General features: G+C 68.5%; 19 protein-coding genes and 1 tRNA gene. 6 read left to right on the top strand and 14 right to left on the bottom strand.

Going from position 1 to position 18,229, the window contains the following annotated elements:
* Window position 1 precedes the first annotated feature (1 nt).
* On the bottom strand, window positions 2-1,354 hold the full coding sequence (glnA, locus tag VI123_RS00820; protein ID WP_336336183.1) for a type I glutamate--ammonia ligase: 1,353 nt from the start codon (window positions 1,352-1,354) through the stop codon (window positions 2-4).
* A 126-nt stretch (window positions 1,355-1,480) separates the two neighbouring features.
* Between glnA and lrp the strand changes: the two genes are divergently transcribed.
* The 3 genes from lrp (at window position 1,481) to VI123_RS00835 (ending at window position 4,124) form a co-directional block, all read left to right on the top strand.
* On the top strand, window positions 1,481-1,939 hold the full coding sequence (gene lrp / locus VI123_RS00825) for an HTH-type transcriptional regulator Lrp (protein WP_336336184.1): 459 nt from the start codon (window positions 1,481-1,483) through the stop codon (window positions 1,937-1,939).
* Between the two features lie 104 nt (window positions 1,940-2,043).
* Window positions 2,044-2,640: a TetR/AcrR family transcriptional regulator gene (locus tag VI123_RS00830; protein ID WP_336336185.1), complete on the top strand. Its 597-nt coding sequence runs from the start codon at window positions 2,044-2,046 to the stop codon at window positions 2,638-2,640.
* Window positions 2,637-4,124 (top strand): MATE family efflux transporter, encoded by a 1,488-nt coding sequence (locus VI123_RS00835; RefSeq protein WP_336336186.1) that lies wholly within the window; start codon window positions 2,637-2,639, stop codon window positions 4,122-4,124. Before VI123_RS00830 ends, VI123_RS00835 begins: the two co-directional genes overlap by 4 nt.
* Window positions 4,125-4,148: 24 nt before the next feature.
* Here the strand turns inward: VI123_RS00835 and VI123_RS00840 are convergent, their stop codons facing one another.
* Window positions 4,149-4,667: a Rieske (2Fe-2S) protein gene (locus tag VI123_RS00840; RefSeq protein ID WP_336336187.1), complete on the bottom strand. Its 519-nt coding sequence runs from the start codon at window positions 4,665-4,667 to the stop codon at window positions 4,149-4,151.
* Window positions 4,668-4,763: 96 nt separating this feature from the next.
* Between VI123_RS00840 and VI123_RS00845 the strand changes: the two genes are divergently transcribed.
* Window positions 4,764-4,997, top strand: coding sequence for a hypothetical protein (locus VI123_RS00845; protein WP_336336188.1), 234 nt, complete (start codon window positions 4,764-4,766; stop codon window positions 4,995-4,997).
* A gap of 5 nt (window positions 4,998-5,002) precedes the next feature.
* Here VI123_RS00845 and VI123_RS00850 read toward each other — a convergent pair whose 3' ends face one another.
* From VI123_RS00850 to VI123_RS00860, 3 genes are all read right to left on the bottom strand, one after another.
* Entirely contained in the window at window positions 5,003-5,959 is a 957-nt protein-coding gene (locus VI123_RS00850) for a hypothetical protein (protein ID WP_336336189.1), read from the bottom strand.
* 84 nt (window positions 5,960-6,043) lie between these two features.
* On the bottom strand, window positions 6,044-7,564 hold the full coding sequence (locus VI123_RS00855; protein ID WP_336336190.1) for a hypothetical protein: 1,521 nt from the start codon (window positions 7,562-7,564) through the stop codon (window positions 6,044-6,046).
* 132 nt (window positions 7,565-7,696) lie between these two features.
* Window positions 7,697-8,191 carry a DUF7858 family protein gene (locus VI123_RS00860; RefSeq protein WP_336336191.1) on the bottom strand — a complete coding sequence of 165 codons (495 nt, stop codon included), beginning with the start codon at window positions 8,189-8,191 and terminating at the stop codon, window positions 7,697-7,699.
* 170 nt (window positions 8,192-8,361) lie between these two features.
* Here VI123_RS00860 and VI123_RS00865 point away from each other — a divergent pair, with 170 nt between their 5' ends.
* The gene (locus tag VI123_RS00865; protein WP_336336192.1) at window positions 8,362-9,222 is read left to right on the top strand and encodes a transcription initiation factor IIB; all 861 of its coding nucleotides are present in this window, start codon (window positions 8,362-8,364) and stop codon (window positions 9,220-9,222) included.
* Here the strand turns inward: VI123_RS00865 and VI123_RS00870 are convergent.
* The 8 genes from VI123_RS00870 to VI123_RS00905 form a co-directional block, all read right to left on the bottom strand.
* Window positions 9,201-9,902 (bottom strand): MinD/ParA family ATP-binding protein, encoded by a 702-nt coding sequence (locus VI123_RS00870; RefSeq protein WP_336336193.1) that lies wholly within the window; start codon window positions 9,900-9,902, stop codon window positions 9,201-9,203. The two genes, VI123_RS00865 and VI123_RS00870, sit on opposite strands and share 22 nt — an antisense overlap.
* The gene (locus VI123_RS00875; protein ID WP_336336194.1) at window positions 9,899-10,654 is read right to left on the bottom strand and encodes a DUF7857 domain-containing protein; all 756 of its coding nucleotides are present in this window, start codon (window positions 10,652-10,654) and stop codon (window positions 9,899-9,901) included. Before VI123_RS00875 ends, VI123_RS00870 begins: the two co-directional genes overlap by 4 nt.
* Window positions 10,655-10,686: 32 nt before the next feature.
* Window positions 10,687-11,496: a DUF7856 family protein gene (locus VI123_RS00880; RefSeq protein WP_336336195.1), complete on the bottom strand. Its 810-nt coding sequence runs from the start codon at window positions 11,494-11,496 to the stop codon at window positions 10,687-10,689.
* A complete protein-coding gene (locus VI123_RS00885) occupies window positions 11,493-11,828 on the bottom strand; it encodes a DUF7855 family protein (protein ID WP_336336196.1) in 336 nt (111 codons plus the stop codon). The genes VI123_RS00880 and VI123_RS00885 overlap by 4 nt, the downstream gene beginning before the upstream one ends.
* A gap of 157 nt (window positions 11,829-11,985) precedes the next feature.
* Window positions 11,986-12,258, bottom strand: coding sequence for a DUF7854 family protein (locus VI123_RS00890; protein WP_101348867.1), 273 nt, complete (start codon window positions 12,256-12,258; stop codon window positions 11,986-11,988).
* A 1-nt stretch (window position 12,259) separates the two neighbouring features.
* A complete protein-coding gene (locus tag VI123_RS00895; RefSeq protein WP_336336197.1) occupies window positions 12,260-14,356 on the bottom strand; it encodes a minichromosome maintenance protein MCM in 2,097 nt (698 codons plus the stop codon).
* Window positions 14,357-14,573: 217 nt separating this feature from the next.
* Window positions 14,574-14,646: transfer RNA gene (locus VI123_RS00900), tRNA-Pro, on the bottom strand.
* Between the two features lie 55 nt (window positions 14,647-14,701).
* Complete coding sequence (locus tag VI123_RS00905) at window positions 14,702-16,576, bottom strand: SLC13 family permease (protein ID WP_336337361.1); 1,875 nt, start codon at window positions 16,574-16,576, stop codon at window positions 14,702-14,704.
* Window positions 16,577-16,701: 125 nt separating this feature from the next.
* Here VI123_RS00905 and VI123_RS00910 point away from each other — a divergent pair, with 125 nt between their 5' ends.
* Window positions 16,702-16,875 carry a hypothetical protein gene (locus tag VI123_RS00910; protein ID WP_336336198.1) on the top strand — a complete coding sequence of 58 codons (174 nt, stop codon included), beginning with the start codon at window positions 16,702-16,704 and terminating at the stop codon, window positions 16,873-16,875.
* 21 nt (window positions 16,876-16,896) lie between these two features.
* Here VI123_RS00910 and VI123_RS00915 read toward each other — a convergent pair whose 3' ends face one another.
* Entirely contained in the window at window positions 16,897-18,198 is a 1,302-nt protein-coding gene (locus tag VI123_RS00915) for an ICP22 family protein (protein WP_336336199.1), read from the bottom strand.
* Window positions 18,199-18,229: the final 31 nt, after the last annotated feature.

Genomic DNA, 18,229 nt, shown 5'->3' on the forward strand with positions numbered 1-18,229 from the left:
CTTAGAACTTCTCGAGGTACTGGTCGAGTTCCCACTGGGAAACGTCGACGAGGTACTCCTTGTGTTCCTGGCGCTTGGCCTCGACGAAGTTCTCGTAGACGTGCTCGCCCAGCGCGTCGCTGACGACTTCGTCGGATTCGAGTTCGTCGATGGCCTCGCCGAGGTTCTCGGGCAGCGTGGTGATGCCGTACTCCTCGCGCTTCTCCTCGTCGAACTCGTAGATGTTCTCGCGGACCGGGTCGTCGCACTCGAGGTCGCGCTCGATGCCGTCCAGCCCGGCGTGGATGAGGGCGGCGAAGGCGAGATAGGGGTTACACGACGGGTCGGGGAAGCGGGCCTCGATACGCGCGGCGGCCGGCGTGCGGGCGGCCGGCTTGCGGATGAGCGCCGAGCGGTTGCGGTCGGACCAGGCGACGTAGACGGGGGCCTCGTAGCCCGGGACCAGCCGCTTGTAGGAGTTCACGGTCGGGTTGGTGACCGCGGCGATGGCGGGTGCGTGGTCGAGGATGCCCGCGATGAAGCTCTGGGCAGTCTCCGAGAGGCCGAACTGGCCGTCCTCGTCGTAGAACGCGTTGTCGCCGTCCTGGAACAGCGAGATGTGGGTGTGCATCCCGGAGCCGTTGATGCGCGGGATGGGCTTGGGCATGAACGTCGCGTGCAGGTCGTGCTCGGCCGCGATGGCGCGGACGACGGACCGGAAGGTGGCGACGTTGTCGGCCGTGGTCAGGGCGTCGTCGTACGTGAAGTTGATTTCGTGCTGGCCCTGGGCGACCTCGTGGTGGGAAGCCTCGATGTCGAAGCCCATGTCCTCGAGACCGTAGATGATGTCTCGGCGAACGTCGCTGGCGAGGTCCTTCGGCGCGAGGTCGAAGTAGCCGCCGGCGTCGTTGGTGTTCGTGGTCGCGCGGCCGTTCTCGTCCTCCTCGAACAGGAAGAACTCCGGCTCGGGGGCCGCGTTGACATCGTAGCCCATCTCCTCGGCGCGGTCGATGGCGTCCTTGAGGACCCCACGGGGGTCGCCCGAGAACGGCTCGCCGGTCGACGTGTCGATGACGTCACAGATGAGTCGGGCGCTGGAGCCGCCTTCGACGTTTTCTCTCCACGGGAGCACGGAGAACGTCGAGGGGTCCGGGTCCAGGCGCATGTCGGACTCCTGGATGCGGACGAAGCCGTTGATGGAGGAGCCGTCGAAGTAAATCCCCTCTGTGAAGGCTTTTTCCGCCTGGTCGGCTGTGATCGAGACGTTCTTGATTGTGCCGAGGATGTCGGTGAATTGGAGTCGCAGGAAGTCGACGTTCTGCTCTTCTATCTCGTCGAGTACCTCCTGTGCCTCCTCTGAGAGTTCGCTTGTCATCTTTGGACACCAGATAGGAACATTGCTACTACTAAAACCCTGCTGATTTACGCAAAGGTTTCGGCGCTTTCGCTTACATTTGGACATTCGTAAAATTCTAAACCCTGGGGTACGTTTCTGGATGTAATGACGTACGAAAATCTCGACCGTGAGCTAGTGAATGCCCTGCTGGGGGATGGCCGCGCGAGCCTCCGGAGCCTGGGCGAAGACCTCGACGTCTCGGTGACGACCGTCTCGAACCACCTCTCTGACCTCGAAGACGAGGGCATCATCAACGGCTACACGCCGAAGGTCGACTACGACAAGCTCGGCTACGACGTGACGGCCATCATCCAGCTCAAGGTCGAGGGGTCGTCGCTCCCGGCAGTCACGAGCGACCTGAAAGAGCACAAACAGATGATTTCGGTGTACGAGGTCACCGGCGACTACGACATCATCGCGGTCGGGAAGTTCACCGACACCGACGGCATGAACGCCCAGATAAAGGAACTGCTCACCGACCCCGACATCAGGGAGTCAAACACCTCCGTCGTGCTCAACGCCGCGAGCGAGCACGAGCAGTTCGACCTCGACCTCAAGGAGTAACCCGCCCTTCTGCGGCCGTTCCGACCCCCGCGACCGACAGGTCCGTCGGACGCCTGAGAGCGTACCGACGCATACTTGACTGACCAGTCAGTTAGTTACGCGTAATGAACGACGGCGACACGGCCGACGACATCATGGACGCGACCTACCGTGCACTGTGTACGCACGGCTACGCGGACCTGACGATGCAGGACATCGCCGACGAATCGGACAAGAGCAAGGCTGCCCTCCACTACCACTACGACAGCAAGCACGACCTCCTCTGTGCGTTCCTCGAATACCTCTACGACGGGTTCGTCGACCGGACCGAGGACCCGAACGGCGAGACGTCACACGAGCGGCTGCTCGCGCTCGTCGACTCGGTGCTCGACAAACCCGACGACGGGAGCGAGGAGTTCGGGACGGCGATACTCGAAATCCGCGCCCACGCGCCCCACGAACCGGAGTTCCGGGAGCGGCTCACGGAGTTCGACGACTACCTCGTCGATGAACTCCAGGCGGTCCTCGAGGACGGCATCGCCGACGGGACGTTCGACCCCGGCCTCGACGCCGAAGACACCGCCCGGTTCATCGTCACCGTGCTGACCGGGGCCGCGACCGAGCGCGTCACGACCGGCCGCCCGGTCGAGTGTACCCGGCGGATGCTCACCGAGTACGTCGAGACGCACCTCCTGGCCGAACAGCGGGGGGTCGAAGCGTGAGCGTCCGGCGGAAACTGGGCCGTCTGGGCGCGCGGCTCGGCGACCTGTTCAAGGGCCAAGAGGAACTGGACCTGACGAGCGGCGACATCGGCAAGCCGCTGCTCTTCCTGTCCTTCCCAATCGTCATCACGAACCTGCTGCAGGTGGCGTACAACCTCGCCGACACGTTCTGGCTGGGCCAGTACTCGACGACGGCGCTCGCGGCCATCTCATTTGCCTTCCCGATGATTTTCCTGCTCATCTCGCTTGGGATGGGGCTGTCGGTCGCCGGCAGCGTGCTGGTCGCCCAGTACACCGGGGCCGAGGAGCACCGCGAGGCCGAGTACGCCGCCTCCCAGACGGTGACGTTCGCCCTGCTCGGCTCCGTGCTGCTGGGCACGACCGGCTACTTCTTCGTCGAGGACTTCCTGTCGCTGCTGGGGGCGTCCGAGCAGGTCCTGCCCGGCGCGACCGGCTACTTACAGGTCGTCTCGCTCGGGCTGACGGCGATGTTCGGCTTCTTCGTGTTCATCTCGCTGATGCGCGGGGCCGGCGACACCATCACGCCGATGCTAGTGATGTTCGGGACCGTCGTGTTGAACATCGTCATCGACCCGTTCCTCATCTTCGGCTGGTGGGTGTTCCCCGAGATGGGCGTCGTCGGCGCGGCCGTCGCGACCATCTTCTCCCGCGGGGTGGCCCTGGTCGTCGGCCTCGGCATCTTACTGTCGGGCCGGCGCGGCGTGCGGATTCACCTCGGCGACATGTCGCCCGACGCGGAGTACCTCCGGAAACTGCTCAGGCTGGGCGTCCCGGCCTCTATCGAGGGGACCGGGCGGGCGCTGTCGGTCAACGCCATGCTGTTCATCGTCGGGACGTTCTCCGTCACCGTCGTGGCGGCCTTCGGCGTCGGCATCCGCGTGTTCTCGCTCGTGTTCATGCCGGCCATCGCGATGGACCGCGGCGTCGAGACGATGACCGGCCAGAACCTCGGTGCCGAGCGGCCCGACCGCGCGGCGGCGGCCAACCACTTCGCCGCGAAGGTGTCGTTCGTCATCCTCACCGTGCTGGGCGCGGTCACTATCTTCGCCGCACCGACCGTCGTCAGCGTGTTCAGCGACGACCCCGAGGTCGTCCGCATCGGGGCCGAGTTCCTCCAGTGGGTCGCCCCGACCTTCGGCTTCATCGGCATCGTCCGGGCCTACTCCGGCGGGTTCCGCGGGGCCGGCAAGACCCTCACCGCGGCGGCGCTGGCGGTCACGATGCTCGGCGTCATTCGCCTGCCGGTCGCCTGGGTCGCCTCCCGCCCGGTCGCGGTCCCGGCGTGGCTCGGCCCCCAAGTCGTCGACCTCTTCGCGTACTCGCTGGCCGAACAGGGCATCTGGCTCGCCTTCGGCGTCTCGAACGTCCTCGCCGCCGGCATCGCGGCCGCCTGGTTCCTCCGGGGGACGTGGCGCGACGCCGACGCGCGGGCCGGCGGCGAGCCGGCCGTCGCGGACGACTGAGAGAAGGGAGAGACCGGGTCGGCGTCAGCGCCGCTCGGCCCGCTCGAAGCGCTCGTCGGTGAGGTACACGTCGCCGTCCCGGACCGCGACCGCGATACTGTCGAGGGCGTCGCCGGCACAGGGACCGTGCGTACAGACGCCGTCCTCGGGCTCGAACTGCGCGCCGTGTCTGTGACACACTAGCTGGTCACCCCGCACAATCGCGCCCCGGCCCGGGTCGAGGGGGACTTCTGGCCGGTGGGGACAAGAGTTGCGCCAGGCGGCGACGGCGTCGCCCGAGCGGTGCAGGATGCAGTCGACGCCGCGCCGGCCGTCGCGGGCTTCGAACACGAGCGTGCTGTCGGTCGGCACCGCGTCGAGGGCGGCGATGCGGCGCGGGTCGTCGCTGTCGGTCTCCTGGCCGTCGTCGGCCGCCCGGCCGCCGGCCGAGAAACTGAACCGGACGGTCGCGTCGCCGGCGTCGACCTCGCCGTCGTCGTCGTGTACTCGGACCGACTCCGACTCCTCGCCGGTGTCGACGGTCACGTCCACGGGGTCGCTCATAGCCACTGGTCGTCCGGTGACGTACATAGCGATATCGGAGTCGACCGGGGCTGCCGGTTGCAAAACGGAGTTATGTCAGGGGGGTTGAACGTCTGTATGGACCGAGACGACGTCTCCGTCGAAGTGGAGGTCGAGGTAGAGGTAGACACAGCGGAACTGGAAACCGAGGTCGAGGACATGGCGGAGTTCGAGGCGGAACTGGAGGGCAAGGGCGTCCAAATCGAACTCGAGGCCGAGGTCGAGTTCGCCGAGAGCGAGGCCGAGAGTCAGGAAGAACCGGCCGACGACACACCCGAGGCGAGCGACGAGGACGGCGAGGACGAGGCCTAGGTCCGCTAGTCCCGGTCAGCCGCCCGGACGTACAGCCCGTAGCGGTACAGCGACCCGTCGTCCCACAGGAGCTGTCCGTTGACTGCGTCGTCGACCGTTCCGAGTCCGAGTCGGTCGAGGAGCGCCTCGAAGGGGGTCGAGAGCGGCGTCGTTTCGACGTGGCGGCCGCGACTGCGTGCGCGGTCGAGCGTCGACCGCACGTCGGCCCGGAGCGACGCCCCCGAGAGGTCGGCGTCGATTCTGGTAGCGAACACGACCTCGCGGAACTGCTCGCGCGAGGGCGCGATTTCGAGCGCCAGCGTGGAGTAGGCCGTCTCTGAGAGCCGTCGCGTCTCCGTCTCGATGCGGTAGTTCCACGGGCCGCCGGACTCCATCGTGACGACCCGCCCGTCGAGAGTCCCGTCCGCGAGGGGGCTCTCGCGCTCGGCGGACCGTCGGAGGACGTACGCGCCGTTCCGAAGGAGGTCGGCGCTCGCACCGTCACCGTCGGTCTGGGCGTGGCTGTGGAGGATTTTCGCCACGCGCGCGCTCGGCCGGTCCAGCGAGTCGACGGGGACGGCGTCGTCGGGCACGGTCGCGTCGTCAGCCAGCGGGGCCGCGCGGACGAGCGTCCGCTCGACGGTGTCGCTACCGGTGACGACGGCGTCGGTCTGGTAGTATCGGCCGTCGTACTCGACGTACGCGTCTTCCGGGACCGGGCGGTAGCCGTGCGTCGTATGGCGGCCGTCGGGGAGGACGGTTTCGAGGGCCTCGTGGGCGGGCACACCGAACAGCGGGTCGTCGCTGGGCTCGTAGAGCGCGTGCCCGACTGGCGACGCCGCGACCGTCTCGACGGTGAGCGTGTACTCGCGGTTCGGGCCGTCAGAACCGACCACGTCGGACGTGGTACAGCCGGCGAACCCGGCAAGTGCTATCGACCCCGCGGCCTGGAGGAGGCGGCGGCGAGTGCTGTCGGGGACCATACGTGAGCCGTACAGACCGTCCGGGGAAAGTTCTGTGGAGCCGCCGGAGCGCGGCGGTCGTCCACGTCGGGACAGCCGGCGGCCTCACTCGAACCAGTCGACGAAACTGCCGTCGAGCAGCGTCTCCTCCTGGTTGCGGATGTAGGTGGCCTGCATCCCCCAGATGGCCTCCGCCAGCGGGACGTTCTCCTCGACGCGGCGGCGGACGTAGTCGTGTTTCCAGCGGGCGGGCGTGAGCCGGCGGTCGACGCGCTCGCGCAGCGGCCGGATGTAGCTGTGGGCCTCCTCGGCCGAGAGCCCGCGCTGTTCGAGGCCCTCGCGGGCATGCTCGAACAGTTCGCCGTATATCTCCTCGGTGCTGGTCGTCGTCGCCCCGTCGGCGGTTATCCACTCGATTTTCGCCCGGAGGCCGTTCCGGGCGGCGGTGTAGAAGTTCTTCTTCGCCGTCTCCCAGTCCAGCGACCGGATGGGATGTTCGAGCTGTGGCAGGCTCTCCATCAGGCCCGCGAAGACGGCCGCGAAGCCGATTGCGTCGTCGACGGTCGGCTGTGCGGCCAGCGGGCGGAACTCGATGCGGGCGTTGGCCGCCGACCGCGTCGCCCCCTCGAACACCGGCCTGACCCACCGCCAGTAGGAACCGTGCTTGTGCCGGAAGTGGACGAAGTCGTCGTCGAAGCGGGTGCCCGACTGCAGGTCGACCGGGACGATGGTGTCGTCCTCGACGATGTCGTCGATGGCCGCCTCGACTGAGTCGAAGTCCGGCGGGAAGCAGACTTTCGGCGGCGTCGGGTCGCCGGCGGGCGGGTTCAGCACCGACTCGAAGACGCCGATGCGGTTCTCCATGTGCGCGCCGGCGACGATTTCGGGGTCCGGTGCGTCGTCGTACAGGTCCGGCGGGAAAAACGGCGAGTTGACGCCGAGGGCCAGAAGCGGCGCGGCGATGCGGAGCGCGTAGCTGAAATACTCCGGCAGGTCCGGAGCGTGGGGAATCTGGTAGTGGGGCTGAATCGAGGTGATGAGCGACTCCGGCATCACCGTCTCGGCCTGCAGCGAGGCGTGTGGCGCGTCGATTTCGAACGCCGAGGGGTAGTCCGTGTTCGCCATCGTGTGATAGCGGACGGAGTCGGACATGTTCGTCCCGATGCGGACACCGCTCTGCTCGACGCAGTCACAGAGGTACTCGCGGGCCGTCTCGCCGGCTGGCGGGACGGTCCACATGCCGTCGGAGACGAGGCGGATGCCCTCGTTTCGAACCCGCTGCTGGGCCGGCAGCAGCGAGGCCTTCAGCTCGTTGCGCTGGGCCACCAGCCCGTGGGAGTTCAACGGCTGCGGGCTCGTCTGCATCTCCGCGTTGTGCAACCCGAGTTCCTTCTCGAACCCGATGAGTTCGAGCAACTGGCGGGGGACCCGCTGGAGCGCGTCTGTCTGGTCGTCGACGGCGTACAGCTCCAGCTCCATCCCGACAATCGCCTCGGTGTTGTCGAACGTCCCGTCACGAACGGCGGATTTGAGCGCCTCAGCCTCCTCGCGAGCACGCTCGTTGAACGCCTCGGTGTCCGTCGTGAGCGCCTCGGCCACCCGGTCCGCCAGTTCCGAAGCCGACATGTCCCCGGCTTTGCGGCCACGGGTGTTAAGAATGCCCCCGTGGACTCACACAAAAACAACACCACATCCGCTCACAGCAGTTCGCCGACGTCGATCACTCCCGACCTCGCCGAAAGAGCAGTTCACACATGCTCACAGCAGTTCGCCGACGTCGCTCATCGTCTCCCCCAGGGGGTCTCGCTCCTCTGTCGTAAGCGCACCCTCCACCGCGTCGCGGGCGGCGGGCAGCGGTTCGTGGGTCTGAACGTACACGGCCAGGGCGAACTCCCGCTCGGAGACGCCGGCGAGCGCGATGGCATCGCTGCGGGAGAGGTCCCCGGCGAGCCAGTCGGCGACCACCTCGCGGCCCGTCGGACCGACCGGCGTCACCTGCTCGCCCAGCAGATGGAGCGTCTTGGCGGCGGTCACGGGCGCGACGCCGGCGGCACGGCCCGCGTCGCCGACGCTCCTGCCGGCGGCGTAGGCCTCGACGAGCGTCGCCGCTGTCGCCGCCGAACACGGGAGGTCGTCGGCGACCGGGACCAGTCGCTCAGAGAGCGGCGCGTCGGTCTCGTCGACGGCGGCGACGCCGCGGTCACGCTGGCGAGTCGTGACCTCGACGCCGGCGGCGATGTCCGACAGAGCCATTAAAATATCCTTTCCAGTTCCGGAATTTAATGCTGTCGGTGTCTCGATAGGCGACGGCGGTCGGCCGACCGGCTACCTACCGGTTACCGGTAGGTAGTTTCGCCCGGAACGTTCCGAAACCCCGCCGCTGCATCGGTTTTTTAACCCCCGGTCCGGCCGTAGTCGTACCCATGAGCACGACAGTGACGCACTGTCCGGAATGTGATGGGTCGGTCAAACAGCAGGGCGTCGAGTCGGTCTGCAGTCACTGCGGCCTGGTCGTCGGCGAGGACGCCATCGACCCCGGGCCGGAGTGGCGCTCCTTCGACGATGACGACACCGACCGGGCACGCACGGGTGCACCGTTGACGCGGTCCCGTCACGACCGCGGCCTCTCGACGGAAATCGGCCGGTCGACGCGGCTGAAAGGACGCAAGCGCCGCCAGTTCGCCCGCCTCCGGCGCGAGCACAACCGCGCGCAGATAAGCTCGAAACGCGAGCGGAACAAGGTGTACGCCTTCACGGAAATCCGGCGTATCGTCGGTTCGATGGCGCTCTCGGACGCGATACGCGACCGGGCCTGCGTACTGTTCGAGTCCGCACAGAACGAGGACCTGCTCCAGGGGCGGACGCTGGAAGGGTTCGCGGCCGCGGCCGTCTACGCCACCTGTCGGACCGAGGGCGTCGCCCGGACCGTCGACGAACTCTGTACCGTTGCCAAGGCGACCCGGGCGGAGCTTCGGGCGGCCTACGACGCCCTGAACCGGGAGCTCGGACTGCCGACGGGGCCCATCGACCCGCGGGAGTACGTGCCGCGGTTCGCGACGGCGCTGGACCTGCCGACGGCGGTCCGACAGCGCGCGGAGGCGCTCGTCGACGAGGCGCGGGAGCGTGGGCTGGTCAGCGGGCGGAACCCGGCCGGCGTGGCGGCAGCGTGTCTCTACACCGCGGCTCGGGAGCAGGACGTGGCGCTCACACAGGCCGAGGCGGCGGCGACGGCGGACGTGACGCCGGTCACGCTGCGGGGCACCTACACCGAACTACAGGAGTAGACGGCGTCGGCGAGCGCCCGGATCGAATCCCGCGCCGGCGTCTCGGGTGCCGTTTCTCGAATCGGCTGGCCGTGCGTCTGTGCCGTCGCCAGCGGCTCGCTCTCCGGAACGGCGACGGCCGGCGCGCCGAATCGGTCCGCGACCGCGCCGGTCGCGGGAGTCGGGCCGGCGCGGTTGAGGACGACCCGGCAGAGGCCGGCGTCGAGTTCGCGGGCCAGCGCCCGGACGCGGAGCGCGTCGGCGAGGGCCGCGCCCTCCGGTGTCGTCACGAGCACCGCGGCGTCGGCGGCCGCGAGGGGGAGTCCCACGTCGGCGTGCAGGCCGGCCGGCGAGTCCACGACGACCCAGCGGTAGGTCCGCTCCAGCGCGGCGAGGACGTCCGCGATACCCCGCAGGTCGGCGCTTCGAGCGCCGGCCAGCGTCCGCCCGCAGGGAACGAGGGGCACGGGCCCGTCCTCGCGGACGGCCTCGTACGGGTCGGCGCGGTCGGCGAGAACGTCGTGGAGGTCGGGGCCGCGGCTGGAGGGGAGGTCCGCCATCCCGAGGTCGCCGTCGACGACGACGCCGCCAGCGTTCGCGGGTGCGTCCGGTCGGTCGAGCGCGTCGAGTTCCGCCGCGAGGTTGTACGCGATAGTCGACTTGCCGACGCCGCCCTTGCCGCCGGTGACCGCCAGAATCATGCGAGCCGGACCAGCGTCTCGGTCGGCACCGTGGCGGCCGCCCGGCGGTCGGCGAGCCGCTCGGCCCGCCGGGCCAGCGCCCGGAGCGTTTGCTCGTCCGCATCGCCGCGTGCCGCGACCGCCCGGGCTCCGGACAGGCCGCCGGCCGCCCGAACGGCGTCGGTCGCCGCCGGCAGCGAGTCCGCCTCGGCCAGCCGCTCGGCCCGGTCGACGCGCCGGGCGACGGTTTCGAGCCACTGCGACACGGAGTCGGGGAGGTGCTGGTCCGACCGCTGCCCTCGTACAGTCCGCGGTTCGGCCGGCGGCGGCCCCGGTTCCGACCCCTGTGCGACGGCGGTCCCGTCCGGTCGCCGACCCCGGCCTTCGGCCGCCCCCGCTGGGTCGCTCGTCGGCACGGCGTCGGCGGGCGGCGACGGGTCACCGAGTTCCCGGACGACGGCGTCGATGGAGTCGAGTCGCTCGTCCGCCGGCACGTCGTCGGGGGCGGGCTCGACGCTCGCCAACTCCGCCGGCTGGTCGGTCGGCGGGGCCGGCGTCGCGTACCCGAGGGCGTGCGTGCCCGGGCCGACGACCCCGTCGAAGCCGTTCTCGGTCCAGCCGGCCTCGGGGACGCCCTGTCGTCTCGGCGGCCAGAGGGGGCCGTCGAGGCGGTTCCGGACGGTGATACGAGTCGGTTCGGCGATGTCGTCGACGGTCGCCGTGACGAGCGTCACGCCGTCGACCCGCTCGGCGCGACAGTCGAAGCTAACCATAGGGACGGTGCCCCGGTCCTGCAGTTTAAACCTCAGCAGCGGACGACCGGTGCATCGAGACAGTCCGCCGCGGCCGTCGGGGTCCCGAACCGGTCCGTTTCGAGGACCACCGGTGCGGGCGTCCGAGCGACCCGGAGGACGGCCAGGGCGGCCGTCACGGGGTCCGCCTCGAACGGGTCGTCGGGAAGCGGCCCCGGAACAGTTTCGACGGCCCGGGCGAACGCACCGGCACACCGGTCGACGAGTGTCGCTCGGGCGCTCCGCCGGAGGTTGGCCAGTTCGTCGGACAGTCGCCGCTGTTCCGCCAGCGCGTCCCGATAGGCGCGTGCTCGCTCCCGGCGGAGTTCGCGCGTCTCCCTGGCGGCGGCCCGGCGCGTCTCCCGCTCGCTCAGTTCCGTCGCGGCGTCCCGGAGCGCGGCCTGTGCCGGTCCCTCGTCCGCCCCGACCGCCCTGCGAGCGGCGAGCCGACCGCGGTGGGCAGCGACTGTCTCCCGCAGGTCGTCGACGGTCGCCGCCGGAACCGGGTCGACGGGGTCCGGGAGGTCCGGCGGCGAACAGTCGAGGTCGGCCAACTGGGCACGGCACTCGGCGATAGCCTCGTCCTGCGGCGTCTCGTGCCCCTGCGACCGGGCGGCGGCCGCGAGCGCGGTCCGCGTTCGCAGCCCCATCGACGAACGGACGTGGCCGGCGTAGGCGTATACGGCCGGCGGCTCCGGGCAGGAGACGGCCGGGAGACACCGCTGCCCGCGGATGCCCGCGGCGAGGGCCGTCCCATCGACCGGGCGAGGCCGGAGGTCGACGACAGCGCCCGTGTACGTGGTCCCGGCGACGCGGAGCTTCACAGGTCGACGCCCCGGAGTTGCTCCGGGGCCGGGAGGTCACGGCCCGACGCGAACCGCTCGTAGGGCGTCGCCGGCTCCGTCCGCGCCTCGTAGCGCCTGGCCGCCTCGCGGACGCGCTCCGGCACGTCCGCCGGCTCGAACGGCTCGACGCGTTCTAGCTGGACGTCAAGCCCGTGTTTCTCGTGGAGCCGGAGCGCCTGGAAGGCCCCGAACTCGGTTCCGGAAAGCAGCGCCGCTCTCCCGAACTGGCGAACGACACAGTCTTCGTGGGCACGACAGGCGTTCCGCAGGTCCCTGCGTGCCGCCCGGGAGTAGGTGACGACGAGTAGCACTGGTCGAACGTTGCTATTATTGCTATAAAATTTTACTGAATTGAAGTGGTTTTCGAGTGAATATATAGGTGGGTGGCGAGACAGATAGAGGGAGTCAACCGGGGCAAAACGGCACAATCTGCGGGAGAAATCAGCAGTCCCACGACATCGGGACGGCCTACTCGACGGCCGTGACGGTGAACTCGCCGGCGTCGGAAACGAGGTCCCGGACGCGTTCGCGGGCTGCTGTCTCGGACGGCGCGAGGACCACGAGCCCGTCAACGGCGGCCCCGCCGCTCGCCCGGTATGCCTGCAGGTCGCCCTCGAACTCGGTCGCGTAGGTCCGGAGCGTCCCGCGAACGTCCCGTTCGAGGTCACCGAGCGACTTCGACCCGGCCTCGAAGTCGGCCAGCGCCTCCTCGATGTTGCGGAGCGCGGAGATGCGGTCCATGTCAGGTCGTCCGGAGGTGGTCGGTGCGGGGCTCGTACACCTCGCCTTTCTGTTTCAGTTTGTCTATCTCGTGTTCGGCTTTGGACTCGTCGATGCCGACTTCCTCGGCCCGTTCGATGACGACGTCGGCGGGCGCGCCCTCGTCGTACTCGTCCTCGATGTCGGAGATGATGCCCTTGATGTTCTGGATGCGGTCGCGCTGGGTCTTGGACTGGCCCGTCTCGACCACGTCGGCGTCGAACTCGCCGGTTTCGGGGTCGACTCCGATTTCCTTCAGGCAGTAGTGGGCGATGTCGACGGCCCGGTCGGCGTCGGCCTCGTCGACGGTGTCAGACAGCCGAATCCGGGCAGAGGCCTCGGCCAGTCGGACCAGCGCCTCCAGTTTCCGGGCGGTGACCGGGACCGGCGCGTCCTCGTCCTGTCCCTTGAGCCGCAGGTCGACGTAGAAGTCCTCGATGCGCGATTTCGCCTCCTCGGTCATCGTCGGGAAGCAGTTGCGCTTGGCGTAGGCGACGTACTTCCGGAGCAGGTCCGGTTCGATGGTCGGCGCAACCTCCTCGGTGACCGTGTCGACCTCCTCCTCGCTGAAGTTCGAGGTCGGGTTCTGCGTCCGGTGAGTGTTGAGTTCGCCGGCGTAGTTGGTCTGGATGATGTGCTCGGCGAGGTTCCGGTCGGCCTCCTCGTCGGGCTTGTCGGTGACGGTGAAGATGAGGTCGAACCGGGAGATGAGCGCCGGTTCGAGGTCTATCTGCTCGCCGATGGGCTCGTACTGGTCGAAGCGACCGTACTTCGGGTTGGCCGCGCCCAGTAGCGAACAACGGGACTTGAGCGTCGCATTGATGCCGGCCTTCGAGACACTGATGCGCTGTTGTTCCAGCGCCTCGTGCATCGCCGACCGGTCCTCCGGCGTCATCTTGTCCAGTTCGTCGATGGCGGCGATACCCTGGTCGGCCAGCACGAGCGCGCCGGCTTCCAGCGTCCACTGCTGACCGTCGCCGAAGTCGTCGCGGACGGCCGCGGCTGTCAACCCCGCGCTCGACGACCCTTTCCCGGAGGTGTAGACGGAGCGGGGCGCGATATTCTCGATATATGATAACATCTGAGATTTTCCGGTTCCAGGGTCTCCTATCAACAACATATGGAGGTCCCCGCGTATTCGAGATCCGTCAGGAAGCTCTTTGGTCACCCCCGAGAAGAGCTGGAGCATCATCGCGAGCTTCTCCTTCTCGTAGCCGTAGATGGAGGGGGCGATAGCGCCGACCATCTTGTCGTAGATGTCGGATTCGGTGGAGAGTTCGAATATTTTCTCTTTATCCGCGTCAGTAATATCCATGTCCTCGAACTGCTCGTCCTCGATTTCGACGCTGACGCCCTCCATGTAGATGTCGAACATCGGGGACTTCTCGTTGTCGTTGCCGCGCTGGTCGAGCTTGAGAACCCCGGTCACGCGGACGTGGTCGCCCGCGGTGACGTGGCCCGTGATGTCGTCCTCGATGTTGACGTCGATGGACTGGGGCGTCTCCCCGCCGCGCAGTCCCTCGGGGGACTCCTGGACGCGGAGCTTCTGGGCGTCGATGAACTGCGACTGGTCGGTGTTGAGTCGGAACGGGCCCTGCCGTTCACAACCCTGGCAGTCGTGGGGCTCCTGGAAGTCACCGGCCGTCTGTGGGATGCGCGTGAGCGTGCCACAGCGCTGGCACTCGAAGGCCGCCTCGATGACCTTCGGACGGACGTCGGTTGCCTTCCGGATGATGCCCTGGACGGCGACGAGGTTGCCGTGGTGTTCGTGGCGCAGGTCTCGGATGTCCTCCGACTCGGGGAGGTTGCGGACGCGGACGTGGGCCTGCCCGAGCGAGACGTCCACCGGGAGGTCGTACAGCCGGAGGGCCTCCTCGGCGTACTCCTGAATCTGTTCGGGCTTCGTGCGGTAGTCGTCGGCCAGGTCGGGGTCGAACCGATAGAGGTCGTCCCAGTCGATGTACAGCGACTTCTGGTCGTTGGGGTATTTCTGGGCGAGCTCACCGATTTCGTTTCGGTAGTAGTTGCGGTAGAACTCCTCGAAGCGGTCGATGAGTTCGGTGTTCTCGGCGGTCGCCATCTGAGTGGACAGTCGTTGTGCCCACTCGCCCAAGAAGGTTCGCAAACCGGGGTGGAACTGAAACGGGACGCCGTCGGAGACGGGACGGCGGCGGAACCGACCCCGAAACGAAGGGGTGGGTCAGTGGGACGGTAGTGCAGACACGACTGGGTCGCGCGGATTCGAAGTAAGCCGGGCGCGCCGGAGACTGTCGCACACGGTGTTCCCGGCAGTAAGATGGGATCGCTCGGATTTGAACCGAGGGGACGGGCACCCAAGGCCCGAAGGTTACCAAGCTACCCCACGATCCCGTATTAGAGTCTGGACCCGACAGCGAGTAAAGCGTTTCGTTGCGAAGTGCCCGTGTCACGCGGGAGCGAGGCCCCAGAAGTACGCGATACCGAGCGTCGTCACGACGGCGAAGACGGCCTGTAGCGGCGCGCCGACCCGCAGATAGTCGGTGAACCGGTAGCCGCCGGGACCGTAGACGAGGAGGTTCGTCTGGTAGCCGACCGGCGTCATGAACGCCGTCGAGGCGGCGAACGTCACGCCGAGGACGAACGCGAAGGCGTTGGCGTCCAGTTGCCGGGCGGTCTCGATGGCGACGGGAATCATCAGAACGACGGAGGCGTTGTTCGAGATGATGTTCGTCAGCAACGCCGTGACGAGGTACATCAGCCCGAGGACGACGGCGAGGCCGGCCCCGGCGGTGAGGACGCTGCCGGCCCCCATGACGAACAGTTCGGCGAGGAGGTCGGCGCCGCCGGTCTCCTGTAAGGCGATGCCCAGCGGGATGACGCCGGCGAGCAGGAAGATGACGTCCCACTGGACGGCGTCGTACAGCTCCGTCGGGCGCAGGCAGCCGGTGAGGACCATCGCGAGCGCGCCGCCGAGCGCCGAAATGACGATGTGGACCGGGGTCAGCGCCGCGACGCCGACGACGGCGGCGACGATGCCGACGGCGACGGGAATCTTCGACCGGCGGAAGTCGGGCCGCTGGACCTCCTGAGCGACGATGAAGTCGTTGTTGCGGTTGAGGCGGTCGATGCTGTCGGGAGTGGCCTGCACGAGGAGCGTGTCGCCGATGCGGAGCTTGACGTGGTCCATCCGCTGGCGGTAGAGGTCCTGGCCGTGTCGGAGCGCCAGTACGGTCGCGTCGTAGCGCTGGCGGAAGTTCGTGGAGACGAGCGTCTCGCCGATGAGCGAGGAGCCGGGGGCGACGACGACCTCGACGAGGTTCTTGCGCTCGTGTGCGGTCTCCAGTTCCGCGTCGTCGACCTCGACTTCCGGAATCACGTCCAGGCCCTCGACGTCGAGGAGGTCGACGAGGGTGTCCCGGTCGGTCCGGACGGCGAAGACGTCGCCGGCCCGGATGGACTTCTGGCCCAGCGGTTCGAGGAACGTCCGTTTCTCGCGGACCAGCTGGACGACGTCGACGTCGAACTCCGACGTGGCGAGGCCCTCGCCGACCGTCTGGCCGACCAGGGGGGAGTCCGCGCGGACGACGACCTCGGTGAGGTACTCGCCCATCTCGAACTCCTCGGTGAGGTCCTCCTCGACCGGGATGCGCGACGGGACCAGATACCGCCCGACGGTGAGGAGATAGACGGTGCCGACGACGGTCACGACGATGCCGAGCTGGGTGAACTCGAACATGCTGAACGGGCGGCCGATGAGTTCGGCGGAGAGCTGCGAGGCGAGGATGTTCGTCGAGGTGCCGATGAGCGTCAGCATCCCGCCGAACATCGAGGCGTAGGACAGCGGCAGGAGGAGCTTCGACGGGGAGAGCTTCCCCGTGTGCGCGATGTCGGTCACCATCGGGAGGAGGATGGCGACGGCGGCGGTGTTGTTGATGAACCCGGAGATGGGGGCGACCAGGCCGACGGTCGCACCCAGCTGTCGCGTCTCGCTGTCTCCGGTCAGCGGGGCGAGCTTCGAGCCCAGAATCTGGACGATACCGGTCCGCTGGACGCCGTCGGAGAGGATGAACATCGCGAGCACCGTTATCGTCGCCGTCGAGGCAAAGCCCGAGAGCCCGCGGTCGAGCGGCGAGACGCCGTCGCCGGCCTGGTGTAACACGTACACCGGTTCGGCGAGCAGGCCGAGGTCGACCGCAAGTACCGTCGCCGGTTCGGCCAGCATCAGGGCGACCATGACGCCGATGGCGGTCACGTCGACCGGCAGCGCCTCCGTCGCAAACAGGGCCAGCGCGGCGACGATGACCGCGAACACGAACAACATCCCCGGCGTGACAGGTGGCAGCGACACGTCTGTCCCCTGCGGGGCCAGCGACAAAAGGATGGGTCGTTTGCGGCCGGACGGGCCGGCGACCGACGTTTATCCGTGTCGGGGCCGAACGAACGCCAGTGAGCCTCTTCAACGACCTCGGCCGGAAGGTCGAGGAAATGAAACAGGAGGTCGAGACCGCGTCCGACGAGGAAGCCACCCATCGGTGCGCCGAGTGCGAGACGCTGCTTTACGCGGACCACGGCGAGTGCCCGGAGTGCGGGAGCGCGTCGGTCGTGGCCCGGAGCGGATAGCTACGGCCGCCGAGCGCGGACTTACCGCGCCGGCCCGTCGCGTCCCAGGTCTTCCAGCAGGGCGTCGTAGCTCCGGGCGAACACCGCCTGCTTCCTGAGCGACGTCATCGCGACCTGGAAGACCGGGACGGCGAACTGCCCGGCCGGTCCGGTAACGACGACGGCCGCCTCGTGCTCCGTAGCGTCGGTCCACTCGCCGTCGAGGTGTCGGACCAGCACCTCGCCGAAGTACCCGCCGAGTTCCCGGACGACGCTCGTGAACGCCCGGTCGTCGAACGACGCGTCGCTCCCGAAGGTCGTCTCGGCGAAGCGCTCGGCGTCCCACTCCGCGTCGACCAAGTCGTCAAGCCGCGAGAGCGAGGCCGGCGAGAAGTCGAGGTCGCGTTCGCCCCAGAACTCGGCGAACTCGGCGGCAGTGTCGGCGTGAGCCGCCCGAACCGTGCCGGGCTCCCAGGGGCGGGCCGTCGAGTCGGTGACCCCATCGTTGCCAGCGGGCGACGAATCTCCGCCCCCGTCGCCGGGCGGCACTTCGGGCGATTGGTTCGGATTCCCGCCGACGGCCGGGTCGCCGAGCGCGTCGGCGGCGGCCGTCGCGTCGCTTTCGAGCGCCGGCTCCGCCTCGTCGATGTACGCGGCCGCCTCGTCCGCCGTCGTCCCGCCAGCGGCCTCCTCCGGGGTCGCCTCATCGGCGGCCTCCTCCGTCACCGTCTCGCTGACCTCGGGCGGTCGTTCAGCGGTGTCGGTGGCTGGAGCGTCGTGTTCGTCGGCAGCGTCGTCGACCCCCGTCGGCTCGGCGACGGGACCGTCGGCGTCGCCTTCGGCCGTCCCGCCCTCGTCGGCGTCGAGTGCCAGTTCGGATTCCAGCCGCGTCACGACGGCCGCAAACACCGGGTCGTCGCGGAACGACCGCCTGGCCACGTCGAACACCGCGACGGTGACGGCGTCGTCCGGGCCGGCGACGGTGACGCCCCACCGGCCCCCGGACTGGACCCACTCGCCGTCGTAGGCCCGCACGAGCACCTCGCCGAGGTAGCTCCCGAACCGGACCGTGTTCCCGGTGTAGGTCGTCGCGTCGGCGTCGTCCGCGGTCTCCCCGTCGTAGCTCTCCTCGACTGCGGCATCGAGGCGAGCGAGCGCGGCGGGGTCGAACGTCAGCGGGTCCGCCCCGTCGACGACGGCGTCGGCGTACCGGCGGAACGCCGCCGGGTCGAGCGTCGCCGTATCCAGGCGGTCCGACCCGTGGTCGTCGGCGGTCCGCTCGTCCCCGTCGGCCGCCGAACCGTCGCCGCCGACGGCGCGACGGATGGTATCGAACAGGCCCATGGGCACCGGAAGCACGTGCCGCTACAAGAAT

This window comes from Haloarcula sp. DT43 (assembly GCF_037078405.1).
GTDB lineage: Archaea > Halobacteriota > Halobacteria > Halobacteriales > Haloarculaceae > Haloarcula > Haloarcula brevis.